The organism is Streptomyces sp. BK022 (genome assembly GCF_004217355.1).
Classification (GTDB): Bacteria; Actinomycetota; Actinomycetes; order Streptomycetales; family Streptomycetaceae; genus Streptomyces; species Streptomyces griseoluteus.
Genome location: NZ_SHKU01000001.1, coordinates 559,117 through 582,687, shown reverse-complemented (window position 1 = coordinate 582,687; position 23,571 = coordinate 559,117). Strand labels below are relative to the sequence as shown.

At 73.1% G+C, this 23,571-nt stretch carries 24 protein-coding genes; 15 read left to right on the top strand and 9 right to left on the bottom strand.

The genetic code is table 11. From position 1 onward, the window contains the following. Window positions 1-44: 44 nt before the first annotated feature. Window positions 45-1,046 (bottom strand): mechanosensitive ion channel family protein, encoded by a 1,002-nt coding sequence (locus EV284_RS02645; protein ID WP_242625530.1) that lies wholly within the window; start codon window positions 1,044-1,046, stop codon window positions 45-47. A gap of 271 nt (window positions 1,047-1,317) precedes the next feature. Here EV284_RS02645 and EV284_RS02640 point away from each other — a divergent pair, with 271 nt between their 5' ends. Next, window positions 1,318-1,500 (top strand): hypothetical protein, encoded by a 183-nt coding sequence (locus tag EV284_RS02640; protein WP_130329824.1) that lies wholly within the window; start codon window positions 1,318-1,320, stop codon window positions 1,498-1,500. Between the two features lie 235 nt (window positions 1,501-1,735). Here the strand turns inward: EV284_RS02640 and EV284_RS02635 are convergent, their stop codons facing one another. Further along, the gene (locus tag EV284_RS02635; protein WP_130329822.1) at window positions 1,736-2,209 is read right to left on the bottom strand and encodes a MarR family transcriptional regulator; all 474 of its coding nucleotides are present in this window, start codon (window positions 2,207-2,209) and stop codon (window positions 1,736-1,738) included. 97 nt (window positions 2,210-2,306) lie between these two features. Here EV284_RS02635 and EV284_RS02630 point away from each other — a divergent pair, with 97 nt between their 5' ends. Continuing rightward, the gene (locus tag EV284_RS02630) at window positions 2,307-4,433 is read left to right on the top strand and encodes an MMPL family transporter (RefSeq protein ID WP_130329820.1); all 2,127 of its coding nucleotides are present in this window, start codon (window positions 2,307-2,309) and stop codon (window positions 4,431-4,433) included. Window positions 4,434-4,449: 16 nt separating this feature from the next. On the opposite strand, the gene EV284_RS02625 is transcribed toward EV284_RS02630, so the two are convergent. Next, entirely contained in the window at window positions 4,450-4,833 is a 384-nt protein-coding gene (locus tag EV284_RS02625; protein WP_130329818.1) for a VOC family protein, read from the bottom strand. 79 nt (window positions 4,834-4,912) lie between these two features. Here EV284_RS02625 and EV284_RS02620 point away from each other — a divergent pair, with 79 nt between their 5' ends. Further along, window positions 4,913-5,245 (top strand): antibiotic biosynthesis monooxygenase family protein, encoded by a 333-nt coding sequence (locus EV284_RS02620; RefSeq protein WP_130329816.1) that lies wholly within the window; start codon window positions 4,913-4,915, stop codon window positions 5,243-5,245. 204 nt (window positions 5,246-5,449) lie between these two features. Here the strand turns inward: EV284_RS02620 and EV284_RS02610 are convergent, their stop codons facing one another. Next, window positions 5,450-6,508: an enoyl-CoA hydratase/isomerase family protein gene (locus EV284_RS02610; RefSeq protein ID WP_130329814.1), complete on the bottom strand. Its 1,059-nt coding sequence runs from the start codon at window positions 6,506-6,508 to the stop codon at window positions 5,450-5,452. 182 nt (window positions 6,509-6,690) lie between these two features. On the opposite strand from EV284_RS02610, the gene EV284_RS02605 reads away from it, so the two are divergent. Both EV284_RS02605 and EV284_RS02600 read left to right on the top strand, forming a co-directional pair. After that, window positions 6,691-7,038 carry a tetratricopeptide repeat protein gene (locus tag EV284_RS02605; RefSeq protein ID WP_207228891.1) on the top strand — a complete coding sequence of 116 codons (348 nt, stop codon included), beginning with the start codon at window positions 6,691-6,693 and terminating at the stop codon, window positions 7,036-7,038. Between the two features lie 94 nt (window positions 7,039-7,132). Further along, on the top strand, window positions 7,133-7,801 hold the full coding sequence (locus EV284_RS02600; RefSeq protein WP_130329812.1) for a peptide deformylase: 669 nt from the start codon (window positions 7,133-7,135) through the stop codon (window positions 7,799-7,801). On the opposite strand, the gene EV284_RS02595 is transcribed toward EV284_RS02600, so the two are convergent. Beyond that, entirely contained in the window at window positions 7,786-9,216 is a 1,431-nt protein-coding gene (locus EV284_RS02595; protein WP_130329810.1) for an NAD(P)/FAD-dependent oxidoreductase, read from the bottom strand. The two genes, EV284_RS02600 and EV284_RS02595, sit on opposite strands and share 16 nt — an antisense overlap. 193 nt (window positions 9,217-9,409) lie before the next feature. Between EV284_RS02595 and trxA the strand changes: the two genes are divergently transcribed. After that, entirely contained in the window at window positions 9,410-9,811 is a 402-nt protein-coding gene (trxA, locus tag EV284_RS02590; protein ID WP_130329808.1) for a thioredoxin, read from the top strand. A gap of 35 nt (window positions 9,812-9,846) precedes the next feature. Here the strand turns inward: trxA and EV284_RS02585 are convergent, their stop codons facing one another. After that, window positions 9,847-10,845 carry a LacI family DNA-binding transcriptional regulator gene (locus tag EV284_RS02585; RefSeq protein WP_130329806.1) on the bottom strand — a complete coding sequence of 333 codons (999 nt, stop codon included), beginning with the start codon at window positions 10,843-10,845 and terminating at the stop codon, window positions 9,847-9,849. Window positions 10,846-11,008: 163 nt separating this feature from the next. Between EV284_RS02585 and EV284_RS02580 the strand changes: the two genes are divergently transcribed. Continuing rightward, window positions 11,009-11,674 carry a TetR/AcrR family transcriptional regulator gene (locus tag EV284_RS02580; RefSeq protein ID WP_130329804.1) on the top strand — a complete coding sequence of 222 codons (666 nt, stop codon included), beginning with the start codon at window positions 11,009-11,011 and terminating at the stop codon, window positions 11,672-11,674. A gap of 17 nt (window positions 11,675-11,691) precedes the next feature. Next, window positions 11,692-12,861: an NAD(P)/FAD-dependent oxidoreductase gene (locus EV284_RS02575; protein ID WP_130329802.1), complete on the top strand. Its 1,170-nt coding sequence runs from the start codon at window positions 11,692-11,694 to the stop codon at window positions 12,859-12,861. Window positions 12,862-12,894: 33 nt separating this feature from the next. Here EV284_RS02575 and EV284_RS32570 read toward each other — a convergent pair whose 3' ends face one another. Continuing rightward, window positions 12,895-14,559 carry a hypothetical protein gene (locus EV284_RS32570; RefSeq protein WP_165425413.1) on the bottom strand — a complete coding sequence of 555 codons (1,665 nt, stop codon included), beginning with the start codon at window positions 14,557-14,559 and terminating at the stop codon, window positions 12,895-12,897. Between the two features lie 125 nt (window positions 14,560-14,684). Beyond that, entirely contained in the window at window positions 14,685-15,365 is a 681-nt protein-coding gene (locus tag EV284_RS02570; RefSeq protein ID WP_130329800.1) for a TetR/AcrR family transcriptional regulator, read from the bottom strand. A gap of 102 nt (window positions 15,366-15,467) precedes the next feature. Between EV284_RS02570 and EV284_RS02565 the strand changes: the two genes are divergently transcribed. After that, window positions 15,468-16,031, top strand: a complete 564-nt coding sequence (locus tag EV284_RS02565; protein ID WP_130329798.1) for an NAD(P)H-dependent oxidoreductase — start codon at window positions 15,468-15,470, stop codon at window positions 16,029-16,031. Between the two features lie 60 nt (window positions 16,032-16,091). Here the strand turns inward: EV284_RS02565 and EV284_RS02560 are convergent, their stop codons facing one another. After that, entirely contained in the window at window positions 16,092-17,060 is a 969-nt protein-coding gene (locus EV284_RS02560; RefSeq protein WP_130329796.1) for an SDR family NAD(P)-dependent oxidoreductase, read from the bottom strand. 120 nt (window positions 17,061-17,180) lie between these two features. Here EV284_RS02560 and EV284_RS02555 point away from each other — a divergent pair, with 120 nt between their 5' ends. The 6 genes from EV284_RS02555 to egtD all read left to right on the top strand — a co-directional run bounded on the left by EV284_RS02555 (window position 17,181) and on the right by egtD (window position 23,438). Then, on the top strand, window positions 17,181-18,182 hold the full coding sequence (locus EV284_RS02555) for an alpha/beta hydrolase (RefSeq protein ID WP_130329794.1): 1,002 nt from the start codon (window positions 17,181-17,183) through the stop codon (window positions 18,180-18,182). A gap of 30 nt (window positions 18,183-18,212) precedes the next feature. After that, window positions 18,213-18,659: a type II toxin-antitoxin system PemK/MazF family toxin gene (locus EV284_RS02550; RefSeq protein ID WP_130329792.1), complete on the top strand. Its 447-nt coding sequence runs from the start codon at window positions 18,213-18,215 to the stop codon at window positions 18,657-18,659. Window positions 18,660-19,034: 375 nt separating this feature from the next. Beyond that, a complete protein-coding gene (egtA, locus tag EV284_RS02545) occupies window positions 19,035-20,372 on the top strand; it encodes an ergothioneine biosynthesis glutamate--cysteine ligase EgtA (protein ID WP_130329789.1) in 1,338 nt (445 codons plus the stop codon). Further along, entirely contained in the window at window positions 20,369-21,703 is a 1,335-nt protein-coding gene (egtB, locus tag EV284_RS02540; protein WP_130329787.1) for an ergothioneine biosynthesis protein EgtB, read from the top strand. Before egtA ends, egtB begins: the two co-directional genes overlap by 4 nt. Beyond that, a complete protein-coding gene (gene egtC / locus EV284_RS02535; protein ID WP_130329785.1) occupies window positions 21,703-22,482 on the top strand; it encodes an ergothioneine biosynthesis protein EgtC in 780 nt (259 codons plus the stop codon). The genes egtB and egtC overlap by 1 nt, the downstream gene beginning before the upstream one ends. Continuing rightward, on the top strand, window positions 22,479-23,438 hold the full coding sequence (gene egtD, locus EV284_RS02530) for an L-histidine N(alpha)-methyltransferase (RefSeq protein WP_130329783.1): 960 nt from the start codon (window positions 22,479-22,481) through the stop codon (window positions 23,436-23,438). The genes egtC and egtD overlap by 4 nt, the downstream gene beginning before the upstream one ends. Window positions 23,439-23,571: the final 133 nt, after the last annotated feature.

The window sequence follows — 23,571 nt, the reverse complement described above, 5'->3', positions numbered from 1 at the left end:
CCCGGCCTTCCCAAGGCCGGGCCCTTCGTCATGCGCGGGCAGGGTCAGCGGGGGGTGAGCCGGGGCTCCGGCTCCTCGTTGCGCAGCCAGATGGTGCGCTGCGGGAAGGGGATGTCGATGCCGGCCTCGTCCAGCGCTTCCTTCACACGGCGGCGCAGCTCGCGGGTGACGCCCCACTGCTGGAGCGGGATCGTCTTCACGGCGAGGCGGACGACCACACCGTCCGCGTCCAGCGACTGCACACCCCACACGCTGGGGTCCTCCAGCAGTACGGCGGAGAAGGCCGGGTCCTGGCGCAGACCGCGGCCGGCGTCCTCCAGCACCTGGTAGACGGTGTCGAGGTTGGCGTCGTAGGCGACGGCGACGTCCAGGACGGCACGGGCCCAGTCCTGGCTGTCGTTGCGGACGCGGAGGACCTCGCCGTTGCGGATGTGCCACAGGCCGCCGTTGAGGTCACGGACGTGGGTGAGGCGCAGGCCGATGTGCTCGACCTCGCCGACGGCTTCGCCGAGGTCGACGGTGTCTCCGACGCCGTACTGGTCCTCGACCATGATGAGCAGGCCGGAGAGGTAGTCGGCGACCAGGCTCTGCGCGCCGAAACCGATGGCGAGGCCGACCACTCCGGCACTGGCCAGCAGCGGCCCGAGGGCGATGCCGACCTGGTCCAGGATCATGGCCGTGCCGAGCAGGGCCAGCACGATGGTGACGCCGCTGCTGAGCACCGAGCCGATGGTCCGGGCGCGCTGTTCGCGGCGCTGCGAGGAGCGGGTGCGGTCGCGCAGAAGGACGGCGGCCCCGCGTCCGGCGCGGCGCGGCGGGCGGGACTCGTGGTCGTCGCCGGAGGGCTGCAGGATGTGCTGGACGACGCGGGTGATGGCGCGCTTGGCCACCCAGCGGATCACCGCCAGGACGACGACGATCAGGGCGATGCGCAGGGGGACCTCGACCAGTGCCGTGGTGTGCGCCTCCAGCCAGTTCGGCCAGGACGCGGCGAGATCCACGGCTCCGGACGCGCTGGGCTGTGGGGAAAGGTGCGGTGTCGGCACGACTACTCCGTATTCGACGACTTTCGGACTTGTCGGCCGCGCCTACCCTCGAATACGTAAGACATGATCATCTAAGCTGACCAGTTGGACCGGGTCCCCGGACACGCGTTGCCGGTACCGCCCCTTAAGGTGTCGTGTGCCCGTTCCTGGCCGGGCGTTCCTCGGGACCGACGTCTTCCGGCCCGCCGACGGTCCGGCCACGGCAGGTGACCGTCACCCGTCCCGTCGCTCCCCCCACCCCGGCGACCCACTGGAAAGAGCAGCCTCCGCCATGTTCACCGACACCCCGATCTTCAGCCGTCTCGTCGCCGAACGCGGTGACGTCCCCGCCGAGGTGCGGGGCGAAGCCGACCGCATACACCGCGACCTGGCGCGGGTGATGCCCCCCGGCACCGGTCTGCCCGGCTACGGGTCGCACACGCCCGGCCCGATGGGACCGCCCCCCGCCCGCTGACCCGGTCACGCCGCCTGGGCGGGCGCACCGGCACGCTCGCACAGTCGCCGGCCGGCCGGTCGGGTCGCCGCCCGGCAGGTGAGACAGAACCGTGCCGAAAGCCGCGCGGCCAGCAACACGCCTCTCGGCAGGCGGTACTTGGCCAGGTGCGTACCCGGCAGCGCACGGGCGGCATCCGCCGGGGTGGCCCGTTCCCGTGCCCCTTCCCCTCGGTCACCCCGGTGCGCGCCCGGTCTCAGCGCTCCGCGGCCAGTTCGTGGTTCAGGGCGCCGAGGAACTCGGCGACCGTTTCCAGCTGCTCCGGGGTGAAGCGGCTGCGGGCCGCCTCGGTGCCGCGGGCGAGGGGGGTGAAGTACTGGCGCGCGAGCGTACGGGCGGCGGGGTTGTAGTGGAGGTGGACCACGCGGCGGTCGGCGCTGTCGCGGGCGCGGGTGATGTGGCCGGCGCGTTCGAGGCGGTCCAGACACGCCGACACGGCACCCGAGGTGAGGTTCAGGCGCTCGCGCAGCCGGGAAGGGGTCATGGGCGCACCGTCCAGGGCCGAGGCGTCCATGATCGCGGCGAGCGCGTGGACGTCGGTGGCATGGAGGCCGTGCGCCTGGGCGAACGCGTGGGCGATGCGGTTTATCTCGCTGTTCAGGGTGCGCAGGAGGACGGCGTACCCCTGGAGGTCGCTGGGAGGACGCTCCTCCGGGCGTTCGGGCTGCATACCTCCAAGGATATGATCTCCGAATCCCTCGACCGTTGAGATACTTTATGGTTGAGGTACCTTGCCCGGCATCCGCCCACTCCTCCCTGGGGAGCGCATGAACCCCGTACGCCGACCGGTCCGTTGGCTGGTCCCCCTCGTCCTCGTCCTCGTATGGCTCGGCCTCGGCGGAGCCTTCGGCTCCTACGCGGGCAAGCTGGGCGAGGTGTCGACCAACGACCAGACCGCGTTCCTGCCGCGCAGCGCCGAGTCGACCAAGGCCGTCGCCCTCCAGAAGACCTTCGACCGGCAGGAGACGCTCCCGGCCGTGGTGGTCTGGACCGGCAAGGACGGCGGGAAGATCAGCCCGGCCCAGCGGGAGGCCGCCACGCGGGCGCTGGCGTCGCTCGCCGGCACCGACGGTGTGGTGGGCCGCCCGTCGCCCGCGCTCCCCTCCGAGGACGGGGCCGCGCTGGAGGGTGTGGTCCCGCTCAGCCCGGAGCTGGGCAAGAAGGTCACGGATGTGGTGGACCGGGTCGAGCGGACGGCTGCGGGCGTCGCCGGCACGCGTGCCGAGGTCGCCGGTCCGGCCGCCACCCAGGCCGACCTCACTCACGCGTTCGGCGGTATCGACGGCATCCTTCTGGGTGTCGCGCTGGCGGCCGTACTGGTGATCCTGCTGCTGGTGTACCGCAGCGTGCTGCTGCCCTTCGTCGTCATCCTCAGCGCGGTGTTCGCCCTCGGCATCGCGTGCGCGATCGTCTACGTCCTCGCCGACCACGGTGTCGTACGGGTGGACGGGCAGGTGCAGGGCATCCTGTCGATCCTGGTGATCGGCGCGGCCACCGACTACGCCCTGCTGCTCACCGCCCGCTTCCGCGAGGAACTGGCGCGGGGCGCCCAGCGGGCGGAGGCGGCGTGGGGCGCGCTGCGCAATTCGTTCGGCGCGATCACCGCCAGCGCGGCCACCGTCGCGCTCGGGCTGCTGGCGCTGCTGCTCAGCGACCTGACGAACAATCGGGCGCTGGGCCCGGTGGGCGCGATCGGCATCGGGTGCGCGGTGCTGTCCACGCTCACCTTCCTGCCCGCGGTGCTCGCCCTGCTGGGCCACGCCGCGTTCTGGCCGGCCAAGCCCCGCCCGGCGGACGCGGCGACGGGCGGCCACGGCCTGTGGCGCCGGGTGGCGCACCGGGTCGACAGCAGCCCCCGGAAGGTGTGGCTGGCGACCTGTGTGGTGCTGGTCCTGGGCGCGGCGTTCTTCCCGGCGCTCAAGTCGAAGGGGGTTCCGCTGGACGAACTCTTCGTCAACGACGCCCCGTCCGTCTCCGCCCAGCAGACGCTCGGCCGGCACTTCCCGGGCGGCTCCGGCCAGCCCGTGGTCGTCATCGCGGACGCGGCCAAGGGCGCGGAGGTGGCCGCGGCCGCGGCGAAGACGCCCGGCGTCGCCTCGGCCGCCCCGCTCAGCGCGACCGGCAAGCCGGGCGGCACCCCTCGGGTGGTGGACGGACGCGTACGCGTCGACGCGACCCTGACCGACGCGCCGGACGGCGACGCGGCCAAGGCGACCGTCGAGCGGCTGCGCGACAGGCTGCACGCGCTGGACCCCGGCTCGCTGGTGGGCGGTTACAGCGCCCAGCAGTACGACACCGAGCGCACCGCCGCGCACGACCGGAACCTGATCGTCCCCGTCGTCCTGCTGATCATCCTGGTGATCCTGATCGCACTGCTGCGCTGCCTGCTGCTACCGGTGCTGCTGGTGGCGACGGTCGCGCTCAACTACCTGGCCACACTGGGCATCGCGGGCCTGGTCTTCCGCCACGGCTTCGGTTTCTCCGGTACGGACGCGTCGGTACCGCTGTACGGGTTCGTGTTCCTGGTCGCGCTCGGCGTGGACTACAACATCTTCCTGATGTCCCGCGTCCGCGAGGAGACCGTCCGCCACGGCACGCGTGAGGGCATCCTGCGCGGTCTGATCGCCACGGGCGGAGTCATCACCTCGGCCGGCGTCGTCCTCGCGGCCACCTTCGCCGCACTGATCGTCATCCCGCTGGCGTTCCTCGTGCAGATCGCCTTCATCGTCGCCTTCGGCGTGCTGCTCGACACCCTTGTGGTCCGCTCCCTCCTGGTCCCGGCCCTGGTCCGGGACATCGGGCCGGCGGTGTGGTGGCCGAGCAAGCTGTCCCGTGAGCAACGGGCCCCACAGGAACGGGAGGCGACGGAGGACCGCGTGGAGCAGACGCAGTAGCCCTCGCCGGCCGGGGCTACGCCGGATTCAGCCGCCGGCGCAGGAGGCAGAACTCGTTGCCCTCGGGGTCGAGCAGGACGTGCCAGTTCTCGTCGCCGGTCTGGCCGATGTCGGCCGGCCGGGCGCCGAGGGCGAGGAGGCGGTCGAGTTCGGCGGACTGGTCCCGGTCGGTGGGGCTGACGTCGATGTGGAGGCGGAGCTTGGCGGGACGGGGATCGGCGGTGGGGCTGAGGACGAGCGTGGGCTGCGGGCCGCCGAACCCGGCGCCGGGCGGGCCGATCTCGATGCTGCCGTCGTCCTCCCGGCCGAGTTCCACGTAACCGAGTACCTCGCTCCAGAACGCGGCGAGCCGCTCCGGCTCGGCCGCGTCGAGGACCAGCTCACTGATACGGCATGCCATGCGCGCCAGTGTACGGAGAACGGGCGAATCCGGAGGGCCGGAAGGAAGCCGGACGTGCCGCGCCGGGGAGCCTTCAGGCATGACCCTCACCGCACACATCGACACCACGCGCCCGGTCGCCACGCTCATCAACGTGTTCACCGTCGCCCCGGACCGCCAGGTCGAGCTGATCGACCTCCTCTCCCGGGCCACGGAGGAAACGATGAAGCATCAGCCCGGCTTCCTCTGCGCCAACTTCCACGCCTCCCTGGACGGCGAGAGCGTCGTCAACTACGCCCAGTGGGAGACCGAGGAGCACTACCGCGCGATGCTGGCCGACCCGGAGGCCAGGGTGCACATGGACAAGGCGGCCACCATCGCCACCCACGTCCAGCCCCGCCTCTTCCGCGTGGAGTCGGTCCACGCGAGCTGACGGACCCGGCGGGCCGTCGCCCTCGTGGAGTCCACCGCCGCCGCCTCCGAGGACGCGCTGTACGCCCGCCGGGTCCGTACCCGGCCGGCCGGGCAACGGCTGCACCGGTGACATCGTCTCGATGGCCGCCCTGCGAGCCCTGCGCGGCGCCGAGCCGGCCCTCGGCCCGCTGACGGCGGTGGAGCTCCGGAAGGAGGCGGTCGCTCACCCGGAGCGAGGGGCGTCCCCCAGCCCGAGTTCCCGCTCGCCCAGCGGGGCGAAGAACCGCTCCACATCGGTGACCTCCGCCAGGGTCGCGGGCGACCAGCGCGGCGAGCGGTCCTTGTCGATGATCTGCGCCCGGACGCCCTCGACCAGGTCGGGCGTGCTCAGGGCCGCGCAGGAGACGCGGTACTCCTGGTCGAGGACCTCCTCCAGGGACCGGAGCCGGCGGGCGCGGCGGAGGGCGGCCAGGGTGACCTTCAGCGCGGTGGGCGACCTGGTCACCAGGGTGTCGGCGGCCGACTTGGCCTCGGGAGAGCCGTGCTCCCGCAGCCGGGCGATGATCTCCTCGACCGTGTCGGCGGCGTAGCAGGCGTCGATCCACTCCCGCTGCGCAGCCAACTCGCCCTCCGGAGCCGGACGCGCGTGCCGGGCGAGCGCCTCCTCGACGTCGAGCGCGTCGAGGTCGGCCACGAGGTCGACAAGCGCGGCGGACGGTACGTAGCGGTCGGCCAGCCCGCACAGCAGCGCGTCCCCCGCCCCGATCTGCGCGCCGGTGAGCGCGAGGTGGGTGCCCAGCTCGCCGGGAGCCCGTGACAGCAGGTAGGTGCCGCCCACGTCCGGGACGAACCCGATGCCGGTCTCGGGCATGGCGATCCGCGAGCGCTCGGTGACGATCCGGACGCTGCCGTGCGCCGAGATGCCGACACCGCCGCCCATCACGATCCCGTCCATGACGGCGGCATACGGCTTGGGGTAACGGGCGATCCGCGCGTTGAGCCGGTACTCGTCCCGCCAGAACTCCGCCGAGGCGGTGCCGTCGCCGTCGCGGGCGTCGTCGTGGACGGCGCGGATGTCGCCGCCCGCGCACAGCCCCCGCTCCCCCGCCCCCGTGACGACCACCGTCCTCACGGTCGGGTCCCGCTCCCACTCGGTGAGCGCTTCGTCGATGAGCCGGACCATGGTGTGGTTCAGCGCGTTGAGCGCTCGGGGACGGTTCAGGGTGAGGTGGGCGGCCCGGCCGAGGGTGTGCACCAGTACGGGGGCGTCGGCGCCGGTCATCCGATCGCCTCCAGCGGGCCGTGGGCCACGATGACGCGCATGATCTCGTTCGTTCCTTCCGGGTCCGGTGGACAAGCGGGACACCGACGATCTTGCCTCCGCGGGAGCCTACGGCGACACCCCCGACTTTGGTGGAATATTCAACAAACCCTGGCTGCTGTATCCCCCGAAGGAGGTCTCAGGTGGACATCGAGTACTACGACCACGGCACCGCCGCCGAGCGCTGGGAGCGGGCGGGGATGTTCTTCGACGCCAAGGAGTACACGAACGCGGCCCGTGTGCTCACCGGGCTGGTGGAGGAGGTCCCGGAGCAGACCGCGCCCCGGCTGCTGCTGGCCCGCGCCTACTACCACTCCGCCCAGCTCGGCCGCGCCGAGGCGGAACTGCGGATCATCGTGGAGCGGGACCCGGTGGAGCACTACGCCCGGCTGATGCTGGGCCGCACGCTGGAGCGCCAGTCCCGTCACGAGGAGGCCGCGCCGCATCTGCGGATCGCCGCCGCCCTCGCGGGTGACTTCCCGCAAGGATGAGCCCTGGGGCGCGTCGTGTGAACGGCCGGTTTCGCACCGGCCGTTGGTGCGGCGCGCCCCGCTTTCCCGCAGGCCGGCGTGGCATCCTGGCGCGATGACACCTGTCAGTGATCACGCTCCCCTGGCCGAGCGGGTGGCCGAACTCCTCGCGGCGGGCGGCCCGTTGCCCATCGTCGCGGCCGGCCACCCGGTACTGCGCCACCCGGCCGAGCCGTACGACGGCCAGCTCGCCCCCGGGCTGCTGGCCCGCTTCGTGGCGGCCCTGCGCGACACCATGCACGCCGCTCCCGGCGTCGGTCTCGCCGCGCCGCAGGTCGGGGTGGGGCTGCGGATCGCCGTGATCGAGGACCCGGCACCGGTGCCGGAGGAGATCGCGGCGGTCCGGGGCCGGGTGCCCCAGCCCTTCCGGGTGCTGGTCAACCCGTCGTACGAGCCGGAGGGCACCGACGGCGCCTCCTTCTTCGAGGGCTGCCTGAGTGTGCCCGGCTGGCAGGCGGTGGTGACCCGGCACGCGCGCGTGCGGCTGCGTGGGCAGGACGAGCACGGGCGGGAACTGGACGAGGTGGTCGCCGGCTGGCCCGCCCGGATCGTGCAGCACGAGACGGACCACCTGAACGGCACCCTCTACCTCGACCGCGCCGAACTCCGCTCGCTGTCGACCAACGAGGCGGTGGCAGCCCGCTGGGCGCAGCCCTCACCGGAGGCCGCGGCCGAGGCACTGGGCTTCGAACTCCCCTCAGTGAAGACTCAGTTGTCCCGGTAAGCCTCCAGCAGCCGCAGCCACACCTCGCTGAGCGTCGGGAACGGCGGGACCACGTGCCACAGCCGGTCCAGCGGCACCTGGCCGGCGACGGCGACGGTCGCCGAGTGGACCAGTTCCCCCACGCCCGGCCCGACGAAGGTGACCCCGCGCAGGACCTCCTCGTCCAGGTCGACCACCATGCGGGCGCGCCCCTTGTAGCCGTCGCCGTACAGACTCGCCCCCGCGACCGAGCCGAAGTCGACGTCGACCGCGCGGACCCGGTGCCCCGCCTGCTCGGCCTCGGCGAGGGAGAGCCCGACGGCGGCGGCCTCGGGGTCGGTGAAGACGACCTGGGGTACGGCGTGGTGGTCGGCGGTGGCCACGTGGGCTCCCCACGGCGCCTCGTCCAGCGGGGTGCCCGCGGCGCGGGCGGCGATGACGGCACCCACGATGCGGGCCTGGTACTTGCCCTGGTGGGTGAGGAGCGCCCGGTGGTTGACGTCACCGACCGCGTAGAGCCAGTCGGTGCCGGGGACCAGGAGGGTGTCGTCCACGTCCAGCCAGGAGCCGGGTTCGAGACCGACGGTGTCCAGGCCGATGTCGTCGGTCTGCGGGGCGCGGCCGGTGGCGAACAGGATCTCGTCGGCCTCGACGCGCGCGCCGTCGCCGGTGACGGCCACGACGGTGCCGTTCTCGCGGCTCACGGACTCGACGGAGGTGCCGGTGCGCACGTCCACGCCCGCCTCGGTGAGCGCCTGCGCGACCAGTTCCCCGGCGAACGGCTCCATGCGGCTGAGCAGGCCCTTGCCCCGGACCAGCAGCGTGACCCGCGAGCCGAGCGCCTGCCAGGCGGTGGCCATCTCCGCGGCGACGACCCCGCCGCCGACCACGATCAGGCGGCCCGGCACGGTCTGCGCGCTGGTCGCCTCCCGGCTGGTCCAGGGCCGTACTCCGTCGAGTCCGGGCAGGCCGGGTAGCTGGGCCCGGGTGCCGGTGGCGACGACCACCGCCTGCCGGGCGGTGAGCGTGGTGACCGTGCCGTCCTCGGCGGTGACCGTGACCGTGCGGGGGCCGGCGAGGCGCCCGTGGCCCCGGTGGAGCGCGATCCCGGCGCCCTCCAGCCAGTGGACCTGGCCGTCGTCCTTCCAGTGGGAGGCGAAGTAGTCGCGGCGGGCGAGCACCGCCCCGGCGTCCAGCGGGCCCTGGTTCGCGGGGGCGAGGCCGGGGAGGCGGCGGGCGTCGGCCTGGGCGATGACCGGCCTGAGCAGCGCCTTGCTGGGCATGCAGGCCCAGTACGAGCACTCGCCGCCGACCAGCTCGTTCTCCACGATCGCGGTACTGAGCCCGGCCGCCTGGGCGCGGTCGGCGGCGTTCTCCCCCACGGGCCCGGCCCCGAGCACCACGACGTCGTACGCGATGGTTTCCGTTTCCGTCATGCGGCCAGTGTGGTGGGTGGGCGTCCCGAGGGCCACATGATCCCGGGGCTCGGGAATGCCGAAAGGTTTCCCTGAGGGGAAGCTGTAGGGGACGGATGCAGGGAAGACGGGGCGCTACGACCCGGAATAGGCACCCCGGCGGGCATGTTTCCGCCGGTGGCACTACCTCCACACCAGGAAGAGGGATCACACCATGAGCGGCACCGTGGAGCTGACCAAGGAGAACTTCGACCAGACGGTGGCGGACAACGAGTTCGTCCTCATCGACTTCTGGGCCGACTGGTGCGGACCGTGCAAGCAGTTCGCGCCGGTGTACGAGAAGGCGGCCGAGGAGAACCCCGACCTGGTGTTCGCCAAGGTCGACACCGAGGCCCAGCCCGAGCTGGCGCAGGCGTTCGGCATCCAGTCGATCCCCACCCTGATGATCGTGCGCGACCAGGTGGCGATCTTCGCGCAGCCGGGCGCGCTGCCCGAGCCCGCGCTGACGGACGTCATCGACCAGGCCCGCAAGCTGGACATGGACGAGGTCCGCAAGGACATCGCGGCCCAGCAGGGTCAGGGCCAGGGCCAGGACCAGCAGCCGGGCGGCGAGTGATCCGAGGGACGTCGCCTCACAGGGCGCGTCTCCTCCTAGCTCGACCCCCGGTGGATCAGCGTGGCGTCCAGCACGGTGCGGACCTCGGGTTCCGTGCCGGGCCGGCGCACGGCGTGGTCGACGAGTTCGGCGAGTTCACGGCCGGAGGGCAGTTCGAGGCGGACGGTGGTGAGCCGGGGACGTAGCAGGCGGCCGAGCATCAGGTCGTCGGCGCCGACCACGGCGATGTCCTCCGGGACGCGCAGCCCCGCGTCCTGCAGGGCGCGCATCAGGAGCATCGCGTACTCGTCGTTGTAGGCGAATACGGCGTCGAGGCCCGACTCGGGCAGACGGGCGGCCAGTTCAGCGGCCGCCCGTTCCGTGTACGCGAGGGGCAGACCGGTCACGGTCGCGTCGGTGCCCTGGAGGGCGCGGCGGACCCCGGTGAGGCGGGGGCGGGAGAAGAACGCGAGGCCGGGTTCCTCGGGGAGGACCACCCCGACGCGGCGGCGGCCCCGGTCGTGGAGGTGGGCGCCGGCGCGGTGACCGACGACGGTGTGGTCCATCAGCAGGGCGTGCGCGCCCTCGACGCGCGCGGGGCCGAGGGTCACCACGGCGCGGGCGCCGGCCCGCTTGAGCACCGCGACCCCGCGCGGGCCGAGCCCGGAGCCCGGGACGAGGACGGCGACGGGACGTAACTCGGCCCAGGCGCGGGCGGCTTCGTCGCCCTGGCCGACGGCGCCGTGCTGGACGACGGTGTAGTCGAGCCGGCCGAGGGCGGCCTGGAGTTCGCCGAGGAAGCGGTGGTAGAGGGGGCCCGCCGGGACGGCCGGGGCCGGCATCAGGACCATCCGGCTGTGTCCGGCGCGCAGGGTGCGGGCGGCGGCGTGGGGCACGTACCCGAGTTCCCGGGCGGCGGCGTGGACGCGGCGTCGGGTGGGCTCGCTGATCCGTACGGCGTCGGTGTCGTTGAGGACGTAGGACACGGTCGCGCGCGAGACGCCCGCCAGGCGGGCCACGTCGGCGCTCGTGGGCGTGTTCGGTATCTGCACCATGACAGAGCGCATCCTGGCAGAGGCGGCGGGAGCGGCTCCCGGCGGGGCGAGGTCGTACAGGACCGGACGAATGCCCGACGCGGGCCGACGGGCACCTGGCGAGACCGACGAACATGTTCGTCTCGAACTTGTTCGGAGCGAACATGTTCGTTACGGTCGGACCATGACACCGCCTCCCCCCGGCTCCCGCAGGGAGCGACCCGCCAAGCCCGCCCTCACCCGGGAGGGCATCGTGGCCGCCGCGCTGACCGTCCTGCGCGCCGAGGGGCTGCGCAAGGTCACCATGCGGCGGCTGGCGCAGGAACTCGACACCGGCCCCGCCTCGCTCTACGTCTACGTCCGCAGCACCCACGAACTGCACGCGGCCGTACTGGACGAACTGCTCGGCACGCTCCCTCCCGTCCCCGCCGAAGGCACATGGCGGGAGCGCCTGGAGCAGGTGCTCACGTCCTGCACGAAGATGCTGCTGGCCCACCCCGAGCTGGCGCGCTCCGCGCTGACCGCGCGGCCGAGCGGGCCGCACTACCTGAACCTGATCGAGACCCTGCTCGGACTGCTCGCCGAGGGCGGGGTGCCGCGCGAGCGCGCGGCCTGGGGTGTCGACCTGCTGCTCCAGCACGCCACCGCGACCGCGGCCGAGCACGCGGGCGAGGAGCCGGCGGACGACTGGCAGAACCTGGTCGGCGCGCTGCGCGAGGTGTCCGCGCGCACCCACCCGCACATCGCGGGCAGCGCCGACACGCTGCTCTCCGGCACGCCCGAGGACCGGGTGTCGTGGGCCTTCCAGACCTTGATCAACGGCATCGAGCGGACCGCCGTACCCGAATGAGCCACCAGGAGACTCCCATGACCGAAGGCACCACCCCGCCGCCCCACCACCCGATAGCCGTGATCGGCGCCGGACTCGGCGGGCTCACGCTCGCGCGGGTGCTGTACGCGCACGGCGTCGAGGCGGCGGTGTTCGACCTCGACGCCTCGGCGGCGGCGCGTACACAGGGCGGGATGCTCGACATCCACGACGACACCGGGCAGGAGGCGCTGCGCGCGGCCGGGCTGCACGAGGCGTTCCTCGCACGGGTCCACGCGGGCGGTCAGGCCACCCGCGTCCTCGACCGGCACGCCGAGGTGCACTGGTCGCACGCGGACGACGGCACGGGCGGCCGCCCCGAGATCGACCGGGGTGAACTGCGCGCGCTGCTGCTGGAGTCACTGCCCGAGGGGCTGATCCGCTGGGGCGCCAAGGTGACCGGCGCACGTGCCCTGGACGGCGGCCGGCACGAGGTGACGCTCGCCGACGGCACCGCTTTCACCACCGGCCTGCTCGTCGGCGCGGACGGCGCCTGGTCGCGGGTACGGACCCTGCTGTCGGACGCGGTCCCCGCCTACACCGGGATGTCCTTCGTCGAGGCGGACCTGCACTCGGCCGACACCCGGCACCCGGTCAGCGCCGAAGTGGTGGGCGGCGGCATGCTGTTCGCGCTCGGCGCCGGGCACGGCTTCCTCGCCCACCGCGAACCGGACGGCAGCCTGCATGTGTACGCCGCCGTCGAGGCCGCGGAAGACTGGTTGGACGGCATCGACTTCACGGACGCGGAGGCGTCCAAGCAGGCCGTTCTCAAGGAGTTCGACGGCTGGCACGAGAATCTGCGGGCCCTGGTCGCGGACGCCGACGCCCCCCTGGTGCCCCGCCGCATCCACGCCCTCCCGGTCGGCCACCGCTGGCCGCGCACGCCGGGCGTCACCCTCCTCGGTGACGCGGCCCACCTGATGTCGCCGTTCGCCGGCGAGGGCGCCAACCTGGCGCTGATCGACGGCGCCGACCTGGCCCGCGCCCTCCTCGCCCACCCTGCCGACACGGAGGCCGCGCTCGCGGCCTACGAGGAGCGGATGTTCCGGCGCGCGGAGAACTCGGCCGCGGACTCGGCGCTCATGGGCGGGATGCTGTTCCGGCCGGACGCGCCGGAGCGGCTGGCGGCGATGTTCGGGGGGCATCAGCCGTGGGCGGAGCAGCCGTGATCCTGACGCGGCGCCCCGCCCTGGCGCGGTGACTCAGCTCCGGCCGCGGCGACGGAGACCGAGGAACAGCCCCCCGCCGAGGAGCAGGGCCAGCGCCGACGCCACGGCCGCCATCGTCACCGTGGGGCCGGCGCCGGTGCTCGCCAGGGGGCCGTGCCCCGTGCCACCGGTGGCCGTGGCGGTGCTGCCGCCGGCAGCGGGGCCGCTGCCCTGACCACCGCCGCTGCCACCCGCGGACGTGCCGCCGGGACCCGGCGTGCCGCCCGAGCCCGGACCGTTGCCGGTACCGCCCGTTCCGGAGCCGTGGCCGCCGGGAACGCGGACCACTATCGCCGCGGTGTTGTTGCTCGTGTTTCCATCGGTCTTCAGCTCGGTCACCTGGATCCTGCCCGGCTTCAGCGCGGCCCGATCGACGACGCGCAGGTCGAAGTCCCAGCTCCTGGACTCGCCGGCTTCGATCCAGAAGTCCGGGTTGTCACGGTCGTAGGCGCGGTGGCAGCCGTAGTAGACGGCGCCCCTCCTGTCTTTGGACTTGAGGCAGTTGTCGGGGGTGGTGACCGCCTCCGTCCCGGCCGGGAGGTAGACAATGGCCTCGTACGCCGCTTCCTCACCCGGTTCGGGCCCATTCCAAGCCACCAAGCCGGCGGGGCCGTTGTTGCGTGCGCCGACCGTGACCTTCACCCGGTCCTGGGGCTTCTTCTGCTCCGCGGTCGCCCCCACGGCCTGGAGGTCCGCGGTGGTGTCGACATCGAACCCGAAGCCCACATGGGTCTCCTTCGGATCCCCCTGAGGTGCGGAGGCCGGGCGCGGCGTCATCTTCAACTCGCGTCCGGTGCCGCGGTGGTGCGGCTGCCTGCCCCACTCGAAGCCGTCCCGGTAGGAGACGTGGGCCCCGCCGGAGACCTCGGTGCTGGACACCGTCATCGAACCGAAGTCCAGATCGTACGAACCGTTGGCCTCCACAAGGCCCCTGACGTCACACTGCATCATGCCCCCGCCGTGCGTGGCATCGCCGTAGGAGCTGTATTCGCAGTTGCCGAACTCCTCGTCGGGCAGCATGCCGTCGTAGCCAAGGACGGCGATCGTGCCGTTGCGGGGCGCGGCACCGTAGTTCGTGAAGCCACCCGTCAGCTTCATCGAACTCCCCGGCTTCACCTTCTTGGTGTCGGGAGTGCGGTCGAGGCGGTCGGGCAGCAGACCGGCGTCCGGAACCGTCACCTTGACCGTCCGCGACGCCAACCGGGCCCCGTTCGACTCGACGGTCATCCGGATCTCGCCGGAGGCCCCGACCGGTGCGCCCTTCACGCGCCGCAGCTGGAGCTTGAACTCCTCCGACATGCCCGGCCGAATCGCGTACCCCCGCTTGCAGACCAGTATGTGGTCGGCCTTCTCCGGACACGTGGTCACCTCGGCGATGCCTTTGAGCGACGTGGTGTCGAGGGTGAGGGAGAAGGGACCGGTCTCCTTCGTCCCCTGGTTGCGCACGCTGATCTGGAGCGAATCATCGAAGCGCTCGTACGGATAGGCGTCCACGGTCTCCGGACCGTCCAGCACGACTCCGGTCCCGGCGGGAGCCGGTGCCCCCGTCGCCGATCCGGCGGACGCTCCCGTCAGCGCGGTCACCACCGCGAGGACGGACGCGGCCGCCCGTGCCCTCCCCTTGCCGGCGGTCCTGGCTCGGTCCGGAATCGCTCTCATGCAGGCTTCCTTCGGTGCGTCAAGGACACCCTGGAAATCCCCGGGGCCGACCGCTTCGACCCAGGCCGTCACCGAAAGGTTGTACGGGGTTCACGTGAACGAAAGCCGGAGCTGCGCGTCGGCGCTCAGCCGGCCCGCTCCGCGTCCGTCACCCGGTCGACCAGGTCGCGCCAGCCCGCCTCCACCCGCGCCATCGGCATGCCGAGCTGGCGGGTCAGGTGGTGGATGAGGGCGGGGTCGAGGTAGGCCAGCAGGACCGGGGCGAGGAGTTCGCAGTCCTCGCCGGGCAGCAATTGGCGCAGCAGGACAAGGACATGGGCGCGCATCGCCTGGTGGGAGGGGTGCAGATGGCGCCGGGTCGGCTCGGGCAGCGCGGCCAGTTGCAGGTCGAGCTGGTCGGCACAGAGGTGGAGCACGGCGACGCCGAAGGCGTGCAGCCGCTCGCGCGGGGGTGCGCCGGGGCCCAGCGGGGGCGGGCCGGCCAGGAAGTCGGCCTGGAGCCGGGCGGAGGAGTGGTCCAGCAGCGCGGTGAGGAGTCCGGTGCGGTCGCCGAAGCGGCGGAAGACGGTGCCCTTGCCGACCTGGGCCGCACTGGCGACGGCCTCCATGGTCACCCCGGCCACCCCGTGCTCGGCGATCAGCCGGGCGGCGGCCTCCAGCAGCCGGGCCCGATTGCGGGCGGCGTCGGCGCGCAGGCAGGGCTCGTCGGGGCCGTTGCCGACCTCCAGCAGAGGGGATGTGTCGAGGGGCTCCTGAGGCGGCGGGCAGGGCGGCAGAGCGCTGGACATGAAGTCAGCGTAAAGCATCGGGAACAAAACTGGACCCCGGTCCGGTTAAGGTGGTAGAAAATTAAACGGACCCCGGTCCGGATCGTTTCCAGCGTGTTTCACCACCCCTTGGAGTACCTCATGTCCGTTCGCATCCTCGCGCTCGTCGGCAGCCTCCGCGCCGGTTCGCACAACCGCCAGCTCGCCGAGGCGGCCGCCAAGCTCGCCCCCGAGGGCGCCGAGGTCGTGATCTACGAGGGTCTGGCCGACGTGCCGTTCTACAACGAGGACACCGACATCGAGGGCCAGGTCCCGGCCGCCGCCGCCGAGCTGCGTGCCGCCGCCCAGGCCGCCGACGCGTTCCTCGTCTTCTCCCCCGAGTACAACGGCACGATGCCGGCCGTGCTGAAGAACGCCATCGACTGGCTGTCCCGCCCGTACGGCGCCGGCGCCTTCGGCGGCAAGCCCGTCGCCGTCATCGGCACCGCCTTCGGCCAGTACGGCGGCGTGTGGGCGCAGGACGACACCCGCAAGGCCGTGGGCATCGCGGGCGGCAAGGTGATCGAGGACATCAAGCTCTCCATCCCCGGCTCCGTGACCCGCTTCGCCGAGACCCACCCGTCCGACGACGCCGAGGTCGCCGGCCAGCTGACCGAGGTCGTCTCCCGCCTCCACGGCACCGTGGGCGACGTCATCGCCGCCTGACCTTCCGTACCCGAGAGGGCCGGAGTCCACTGGACCCCGGCCCTCTCGCGCGTGCCGGACCTACTCGGCGAAGGCGTCCACACCCGTCAGCTCCGCCGACAGGGTCCACAGGCGGGCCGCCTGTTCCGGGTCGGTGGCCCAGTCCTTGACGCCGGCCCAGGTGCCGTCCTCGGGGGCGGGCTCCGCGATGTCGCAGTCCTCCAGGTAGAGCCCGCCGAGACCGTCGAGCCGGGGCGAGGTCGCGGCCCAGACCTGGGTGGCGGCGCCCTGCTCCGGGGTCTTGAAACCGGCCGGGTTCAGCGGGTTGCCCTGCTCGTCGATCCAGCCGCGCTCGACCATCTCCTCCTTGGGCAGATGCCGCTGGAGCGGGGTCATGATGCCGCCGGGGTGGAGGGAGAAGGCCCGCACACCGGCGTCCCGGCCCAGGGTGTCGAGCTGGAGGGCGAACAGCGCGTTGGCCGTCTTGGCCTGCCCGTACGCCTGCCACTTGTCGTAGCCCTCGGTCCACTGGACGTCGTCCCAGCGGATCGGCGAGAGGTGGTGGCCGCGCGAGGACACCGAGACGACACGGGCTCCGTCACCGGACGCCAGCGCCGGCCAGAGCCGGTTGGCGAGGGCGTAGTGGCCGAGGTGGTTGGTGGCGAACTGCGTCTCCCAGCCGGGCCCGACCCGTGTCTCCGGGCAGGCCATGATCCCGGCGTTGTCGATGAGGAAGTCGATCGTGCGCCCGGACGCCAGGAACCGCTCGGCGAAGGCGCGCACGCTGTCCAGGTCGCCGAGGTCCAGCTCGTCCACCTCGACGTCGTCGATCCCGGCCAGCGCCTCCCGGGCCGCGTCGGGCCGCCGGGCCGGGACGACCACATGGGCGCCGGCCTTGGACAGCGCGCGGGTGGTCTCCAGACCGAGACCCGAGTAGCCGCCGGTGACGATCGCCAGCCTGCCCGTGAGGTCGATGCCCCGCAGGACCTCGTCGGCGGTGCTGTCCGCCCCGAAACCCGAACCGATCTTGTGCTGTGCAGGAGTGCTCATACCGGAACGCTACGAATTGGAGTGCTCTCGAAGTCAAGCGGTGGACCGGGGCGCGCCGGACCGCTCCCGCACCGATCCTGAAGGGGTGAATCGCCCGCGAGCGAGGGAAGGCGCACGATCATGACCATGGACCCGCCACCGTTCGACCCGGAACTCGCCGCCGCCCTGGAACCGCTCCAGGGCGAGATGGAGCCGGGCCTGACCCCGGACGGCATCGAGGCGGCGCGGGAGAACGCCGCCATGGAGGTGTTCGGCTCGCTGGACCTCACCATGGACGGCGCCTTCGAGGTCGAGGACCGCGAGGTGCCGGGGCCGCCGGGGGCCCCGGACGTCTCCCTGTACATCTGCCGCCCCGCCGCCACCCCTCCGGGCGCCCGGCTGCCGGTGATCTACTACGTGCACGGCGGCGGCATGATCCTCGGCACCAACCGCGCGGGCGTGGACGCACCGCTGTCCCTCGCGCTGGATCTGGGCGGCGCGGTGGTCGTCTCCGTGGAGTACCGGCTCGCCCCCGAGCATCCGCATCCGGCGCCGGTCGAGGACGTGTACGCCGGGCTGCTGTGGACGGCGGAGCACTCGAAGGAGCTGGGCGGCGACCCGGAACGGATCGTCCTCGCGGGCGCCAGCGCGGGCGGCGGTCTGGCGGCCGCGGTGGCCCTGATGCTGCGGGACCGCCAGGGGCCGCCCGTGCTCGGCCAGTTGCTCCGGTACCCGATGCTGGACGACCGCAACGACACGTCCTCCAGCCATCAGATGGCCGGCACCGGCGTCTGGGACCGCACCGCCAACGAGACCGGCTGGAACGCCCTGCTGGGCGGGGGCGCAGGCGGCCCGGACGTCTCCCCGTACGCCGCCCCGGCCCGCGCCACGGACCTGTCCGGGCTGCCCCCGGCCTTCCTCGACGTGGGCTCGGCGGAGACGTTCCGGGACGAGGTGGTGGAGTACGCGTCCCGGATCTGGCGGAGCGGCGGGGTGGCCGAACTCCACGTCTGGCCGGGCGGGTTCCACGGCTTCGACGCCTTCGCGCCCCAGGCCGCCCTCTCGCAGGCGGCCCGCGCGGCCCAACTGGGCTGGCTGGAGCGGCTGCTCGCCGACCGGACGGAGCAAACCCCGAGGTCCTGACGTCCGTTGGCCGCCGTTAGGGTGCACGGCGTGAGCACGTACAGCGAAGAGAACGTCCCCGGCCGCTTCGGCCCCCACGCCACCACCGAGGCCGACCCGCGCGAGGTCGGCCCGGTCGCCACCGAGTACACGCCCGAGCGTGACGGTGATCCCGATCCGGGCGAGATCGTCTGGACCTGGGTGCCGTTCGAGGAGAACGACGGCCGGGGCAAGGACCGCCCGGTGCTGGTCGTCGCGCGGGAGGCCGCCGGCACCTTCCTCGCCGTGCAGCTGTCCAGCAAGGAGCACACCGGCGAGCGGGAGTGGGTGGCGATAGGCCAGGGCCCCTGGGACCGCACCGGCCGCGACTCCTGGGTGTCCGTGGAGCGGGTGCTGCGGCTGCACGACGACGGGATGCGCCGGGAGGCGTGCGCGCTGGACCGGATGCGCTTCAACCTCGTCCGGCAGCGGCTGTACGAGCGCTACGGCTGGACCTGACCGTTTCCTGAGGCCCGCCCCCGGCCGGGGCGGGCCTCTCGCGTGCCCGCGGCGGACTCACCCGGTCGGAGCAGCCCCGCCCGGACCACCCCCGAGCCCTCCTGAGCTGCCCGGACCGTCCCCGCTCACCGCTCTCCCCGCCGTGCCTCCACGCCTCGCCGGGGTAATGCTGGTGGGGTGCCGCGAAGGCGCCCGGAAACCGGTCACAGCCGGTACGGGAGGAAACGCGCGAGGAGACGGAGATGAACGATCCCGGACGTCCCATTGGGCGCTCTTGTGCGATTCGGTGCGAGGGTCTTGGGTGGAACGCGTCTCTGCCCGGCACACGCCCGGCCGGGCTCCGTCGGCACGCTGGAATCCCAGGAGAAACCCGACATGTCTGACGCATCGAGTGGTGACTGTACGGAGCACCACTGCACGAAACACGACTGCACCCGGCACCGCGCGGCGGTCACCGAGGCGGAGGTGGACGCCCTGATCCGGGGCATCTGCTTCAAGACCGGCCCGCCCCGCACCCTCGGGGTGGAGGTGGAGTGGCTGGTCCGTGACCCGGAGCGGCCCTGGCTCCCCGTACCGCCCGAACGGCTCGAAGCGGCCTACGCGGCCGTGCGCACCGTCCCTCTGGACTCGCCGCTCACGGTCGAGCCCGGTGGTCAGCTGGAGCTCAGCTCGCTGCCCGCCGCCTCACTGACGGAGTGCGTCACTTCCGTCTCCGCCGACCTGGTCGCGGTCCGCAAGGTCCTCGCCGGGCACGGCCTCGCCCTCCTCGGCGTCGGCCACGATCCCTGGCAGGAGCCCCGCCGCTTCCTCCATGAACCCCGCTACGACGCCATGGAGGCGTGCCTGGACCGCACCGGCCGGGCCGGCCGCCACATGATGTGCGCCTCGGCCTCCGTGCAGGTCTGCGTGGACGCCGGGTACGAGGAGCCGGGCCCGCTCGGCTACGAACGGCGCTGGTGGCTGGCGCACCAGCTGGGCGCGGTCCTGGTGGCCGCGTTCGCCAACTCCCCGCTCACCTCACGCCGGCCCACCGGCTGGCGCTCCACCCGGCAGCTGCACTGGATGGAGATCGGCCCCGGCCGGGCCGGGGCTCCCTCCACCGACGGCGAGCCGCGCGCCGACTGGGCCCGGCACGTGCTGGACTCCCCGGTGATGTGCGTCCGCCGCGACGAGGGTCCCTGGGACGTGCCGGAGGGGCTGACCTTCCGCGAGTGGACCAGGTCACAAGTCCCGCGCCCGCCCACCCGCGCGGATCTCGACTACCACCTGACCACGCTGTTCCCGCCGGTCCGGCCGCGCGGTCATCTGGAGCTGCGGATGATCGACGCCCAGCCCGGTGACGACGGCTGGATCGTGCCGCTCGCGGTGACGGCGGCCCTCTTCGACGACCCGGAGGCGGCCGAGGCCGCGCACCGGGCGGTGAAGCCGCTGACGGAGCGCACGCTGGACCGGCCCGCCCCGCACAACCCGCTGTGGTCGGACGCGGCCCGGCTCGGCCTCGCCGATCCGGGGCTGCGGGAGGCCGCCACCGCCTGCTTCACGGCGGCGCTCGCGGCGCTGCCCCGGCTCGGTGCCACGCCCGAGGTGTCGGACGCGGTGGCGGGGTATCTGGACCGTTACGTCCTGCGGGGCCGCTGCCCGGCCGACGACCTGTCGGCCGGCGCCGGCGCCACGGACCCGCGCGCCCACGCGAGGAAGGACATCCGCTCATGACCGCCCAGGAGAGCGGGACGACGGCGGCCGGCACCGAGACGCTGCGCGAGCGGCTGCTCGCCTCGCTGGTCACCGCCCGCGACCGCACCACCCTGCTGACGAGCTGCGTCGAGGACCCGGACCTCACCGCCCAGCACTCCCCGCTGATGTCGCCCCTGGTCTGGGACCTCGCGCACATCGGCAACCAGGAGGAGTTGTGGCTGCTGCGCAACGTCGGCGGCCGGGAGGCGATGCGGCCCGACATCGACGTGCTGTACGACGCCTTCGAGCATCCGCGCTCCGAACGCCCCTCGCTGCCGCTGCTCCCGCCCGAGGAGGCGCGGAAGTACGCGGCCGAGGTGCGCGGGCGGGCGCTGGACCTGCTGGCGGGCGCCGACTTCGAGGGTGGCAGCCGGCTCACCGAGGCGGGGTTCGCCTTCGGGATGATCGCCCAGCACGAACAGCAGCACGACGAGACGATGCTGATCACCCATCAGCTCCGCACCGGTCCGGCCGCGCTGACCGCGCCCGCCCACGAGCCGGTGCCGCCGTACACCGGCCCGGACGAAATCCTGGTCCCCGGCGGCCCGTTCACCATGGGCACCTCCACCGAACCGTGGGCGCTGGACAACGAACGCCCGGCGCACGTACGGGAGGTGGCGCCGTTCTGGCTCGACACGGTGCCGGTGACGAACGCGGCCTACCAGGCGTTCATCGCGGACGGCGGCTACGACACCGAGCGCTGGTGGACCCCGGATGGCTGGGCGCACGTACGCCGCAACTCGCTGACGGCGCCGCTGTACTGGCGCCGGGAGGGCAGCCAGTGGCTGCGGCGCCGGTTCGGGGTCACCGAGGTGGTACCGCCCGAGGAGCCGGTGTTGCACGTGTGCTGGTACGAGGCGGACGCGTACGCCCGCTGGGCCGGGCGCAGGCTGCCCACCGAGGCGGAGTGGGAGAAGGCGGCCCGGCACGACCCGGCCACCGGCCGCTCCACCCGCTATCCGTGGGGCGACGCCGAGCCGGGACCGGAGCACGCCAACCTGGGCCAGCGGCACCTCTCCCCCGCCCCGGTCGGCAGCTACCCGGCCGGTGGATCGCCGCTGGGGATCAGGCAGCTGATCGGTGACGTCTGGGAGTGGACGTCGAGCGACCTCGAACCGTATCCGGGGTTCACCGCGTTTCCGTACCGGGAGTACTCGGAGGTGTTCTTCGGGCCGGAGTACAAGGTGATGCGCGGTGGCTCCTTCGCCGTGGACGCGGTGGCCTGCCGGGGGACGTTCCGCAACTGGGACTACCCGATCCGGCGGCAGATCTTCGCCGGGTTCCGCACCGCGCGCTCGGAGTCCGCCTGATGTGCCGCCACCTGGCCTACCTGGGCCCCGAGCAGCCGCTGAAGCACCTGCTGCTGGACCCGCCGCACAGCCTGTACCGGCAGTCCTGGGCGCCCCGGCGCCAGCGCAACGGCACGGTGAACGCGGACGGGTTCGGTGTCGGCTGGTACGCGGACGGCGACCCGGTACCGGCCCGCTACCGGCGCTCCGGGCCGATCTGGGCGGACCAGTCACTGCTGGACCTGGCCCGCGTGGTGCGCTCGCGCGCGGTGCTGGCCGCGGTACGCGACGCCACGCTGACGGGGGCGGACGCGGAGGCCGCGGCGGCGCCGTTCGCCTCGGGGCGGTGGCTGTTCAGCCACAACGGAGCGGTCGCCGGCTGGCCCGACTCGGCCGCTCCGCTGGTCTCCCTGCTGCCCCCGGTCGACGTGCTGTCGCTCCAGGCGCGCACCGACTCGGCGTTCGTCTGGGCGCTGGTCCTGCACCGGCTCAGGTCGGGCGAGGCTGCGGAACACGCCCTGGCCGCGACGGTCCGCCAACTGGCCGAGGCCGCGCCCGCCTCCCGTCTCAACCTGCTGCTGACCGACGGCGAGACCGTCACCGCGACCGCCTGGGGCGACAGCCTCTGGTACCGCGCGGAACCGGGCCACGCCGTGATCGTCGCCTCCGAGCCGTACGACGACGAACCGCTGTGGCGGGAGGTCCCCGACCGCACCGTGGTCACCGCGAGCCGTACCGAGGTGCGGCTCGCCCCCGTCGAGGACCTCGTGTCCGTACCACCGAAGGAGCCCTGCACGTGAGCCTGCACGTGACCCGCACCCTCCCCGAGGACGCGACCGACGCCGCGCTGCGCGCCGACGTCCTCGACGGCCTGTCCGCCGACCCCAAGACGCTGCCGCCCAAGTGGTTCTACGACGCACGCGGCAGCGAACTGTTCGAACGGATCACGGAGCTGCCCGAGTACTACCCGACCCGTGCCGAGCGGGAGATCCTCCAGACCCGCTCCGGTGAGATCGCCGAGGCCAGCGGCGCCCGCACCCTGATCGAGCTGGGGTCGGGCTCCTCCACCAAGACCCGCCATCTCATCGACGCCCTGACCTCGCTGGAGGCGTACGTCCCGGTCGACGTCAGCGAGAGCGCGCTGGTGCAGGCGGGGCGGGCGCTCACCGAGGAGCGGCCCTCTCTCGCGGTGCACGCCCTGATCGCGGACTTCACCGGACCGATGACGCTGCCCGAGACGCCGGGACCCCGGCTGATCGCGTTCCTCGGCGGCACCCTGGGCAACCTGCTGCCCGCCGAGCGGTCCGGCTTCCTGGCCGGCGTGCGCGCCATGCTGGCGCCGGGCGACGGGCTGCTGCTCGGCACCGACCTGGTGAAGGACGAGGCGGTGCTGGTCCGGGCGTACGACGACGCGTCCGGGGTGACGGCCGCGTTCAACAAGAACGTGCTCGGTGTGCTCGACCGCGAGCTGGGCGCCGACTTCGACCCGGACGCCTTCGACCATGTGGCCCGCTGGGACCCGGAGCGGGAGTGGATCGAGATGCGGCTGCGCTCGCGTACCACGCAGACGGTGAAGATCCCGGCGCTCGGCATGGTCGTGGACTTCGCGGCCGGTGAGGAGATGCGCACCGAGGTCTCGGCGAAGTTCCGCCGGGAGGGGGTCGGCTCCGAACTGGAGAAGGCGGGGCTCGAGTTGACCCACTGGTGGACGGACTCCGAGGACCGCTTCGCGCTGTCGCTCAGCGTGGCGCGCTGAGCGGCAGCGGGCTTCGGGACGCCCGTCTCCCCGCCCGGCGGGCGATCTCTCGCGCGCCGGGCGGGGATGCGGCACGGTGGACTACGGCGCGACAAACCGGACCGATCAGGGCATCCGGGCGCCGTCACCCTGC

What these genes read in the sequence shown, in the direction of transcription:
- EV284_RS02610 (WP_130329814.1), bottom strand. Translation starts at nt 6,508, where the DNA reads ATGACCGGCGCCGACGCCCCCGTACTGGTGCACACCCTCGGCCGGGCC.
- trxA (WP_130329808.1), top strand. Translation starts at nt 9,410, where the DNA reads ATGAGCGGCACCGTGGAGCTGACCAAGGAGAACTTCGACCAGACGGTG.
- EV284_RS02640 (WP_130329824.1), top strand. Translation starts at nt 1,318, where the DNA reads ATGTTCACCGACACCCCGATCTTCAGCCGTCTCGTCGCCGAACGCGGT.
- EV284_RS02630 (WP_130329820.1), top strand. Translation starts at nt 2,307, where the DNA reads ATGAACCCCGTACGCCGACCGGTCCGTTGGCTGGTCCCCCTCGTCCTC.
- EV284_RS02560 (WP_130329796.1), bottom strand. Translation starts at nt 17,060, where the DNA reads ATGAGCACTCCTGCACAGCACAAGATCGGTTCGGGTTTCGGGGCGGAC.
- EV284_RS02585 (WP_130329806.1), bottom strand. Translation starts at nt 10,845, where the DNA reads ATGGTGCAGATACCGAACACGCCCACGAGCGCCGACGTGGCCCGCCTG.
- EV284_RS02600 (WP_130329812.1), top strand. Translation starts at nt 7,133, where the DNA reads ATGACACCTGTCAGTGATCACGCTCCCCTGGCCGAGCGGGTGGCCGAA.
- egtC (WP_130329785.1), top strand. Translation starts at nt 21,703, where the DNA reads ATGTGCCGCCACCTGGCCTACCTGGGCCCCGAGCAGCCGCTGAAGCAC.
- egtB (WP_130329787.1), top strand. Translation starts at nt 20,369, where the DNA reads ATGACCGCCCAGGAGAGCGGGACGACGGCGGCCGGCACCGAGACGCTG.
- EV284_RS02625 (WP_130329818.1), bottom strand. Translation starts at nt 4,833, where the DNA reads ATGGCATGCCGTATCAGTGAGCTGGTCCTCGACGCGGCCGAGCCGGAG.
- EV284_RS02555 (WP_130329794.1), top strand. Translation starts at nt 17,181, where the DNA reads ATGACCATGGACCCGCCACCGTTCGACCCGGAACTCGCCGCCGCCCTG.
- EV284_RS02575 (WP_130329802.1), top strand. Translation starts at nt 11,692, where the DNA reads ATGACCGAAGGCACCACCCCGCCGCCCCACCACCCGATAGCCGTGATC.
- EV284_RS32570 (WP_165425413.1), bottom strand. Translation starts at nt 14,559, where the DNA reads ATGAGAGCGATTCCGGACCGAGCCAGGACCGCCGGCAAGGGGAGGGCA.
- EV284_RS02580 (WP_130329804.1), top strand. Translation starts at nt 11,009, where the DNA reads ATGACACCGCCTCCCCCCGGCTCCCGCAGGGAGCGACCCGCCAAGCCC.
- EV284_RS02595 (WP_130329810.1), bottom strand. Translation starts at nt 9,216, where the DNA reads ATGACGGAAACGGAAACCATCGCGTACGACGTCGTGGTGCTCGGGGCC.
- EV284_RS02565 (WP_130329798.1), top strand. Translation starts at nt 15,468, where the DNA reads ATGTCCGTTCGCATCCTCGCGCTCGTCGGCAGCCTCCGCGCCGGTTCG.
- egtA (WP_130329789.1), top strand. Translation starts at nt 19,035, where the DNA reads ATGTCTGACGCATCGAGTGGTGACTGTACGGAGCACCACTGCACGAAA.
- EV284_RS02570 (WP_130329800.1), bottom strand. Translation starts at nt 15,365, where the DNA reads ATGCTTTACGCTGACTTCATGTCCAGCGCTCTGCCGCCCTGCCCGCCG.
- EV284_RS02635 (WP_130329822.1), bottom strand. Translation starts at nt 2,209, where the DNA reads ATGCAGCCCGAACGCCCGGAGGAGCGTCCTCCCAGCGACCTCCAGGGG.
- EV284_RS02620 (WP_130329816.1), top strand. Translation starts at nt 4,913, where the DNA reads ATGACCCTCACCGCACACATCGACACCACGCGCCCGGTCGCCACGCTC.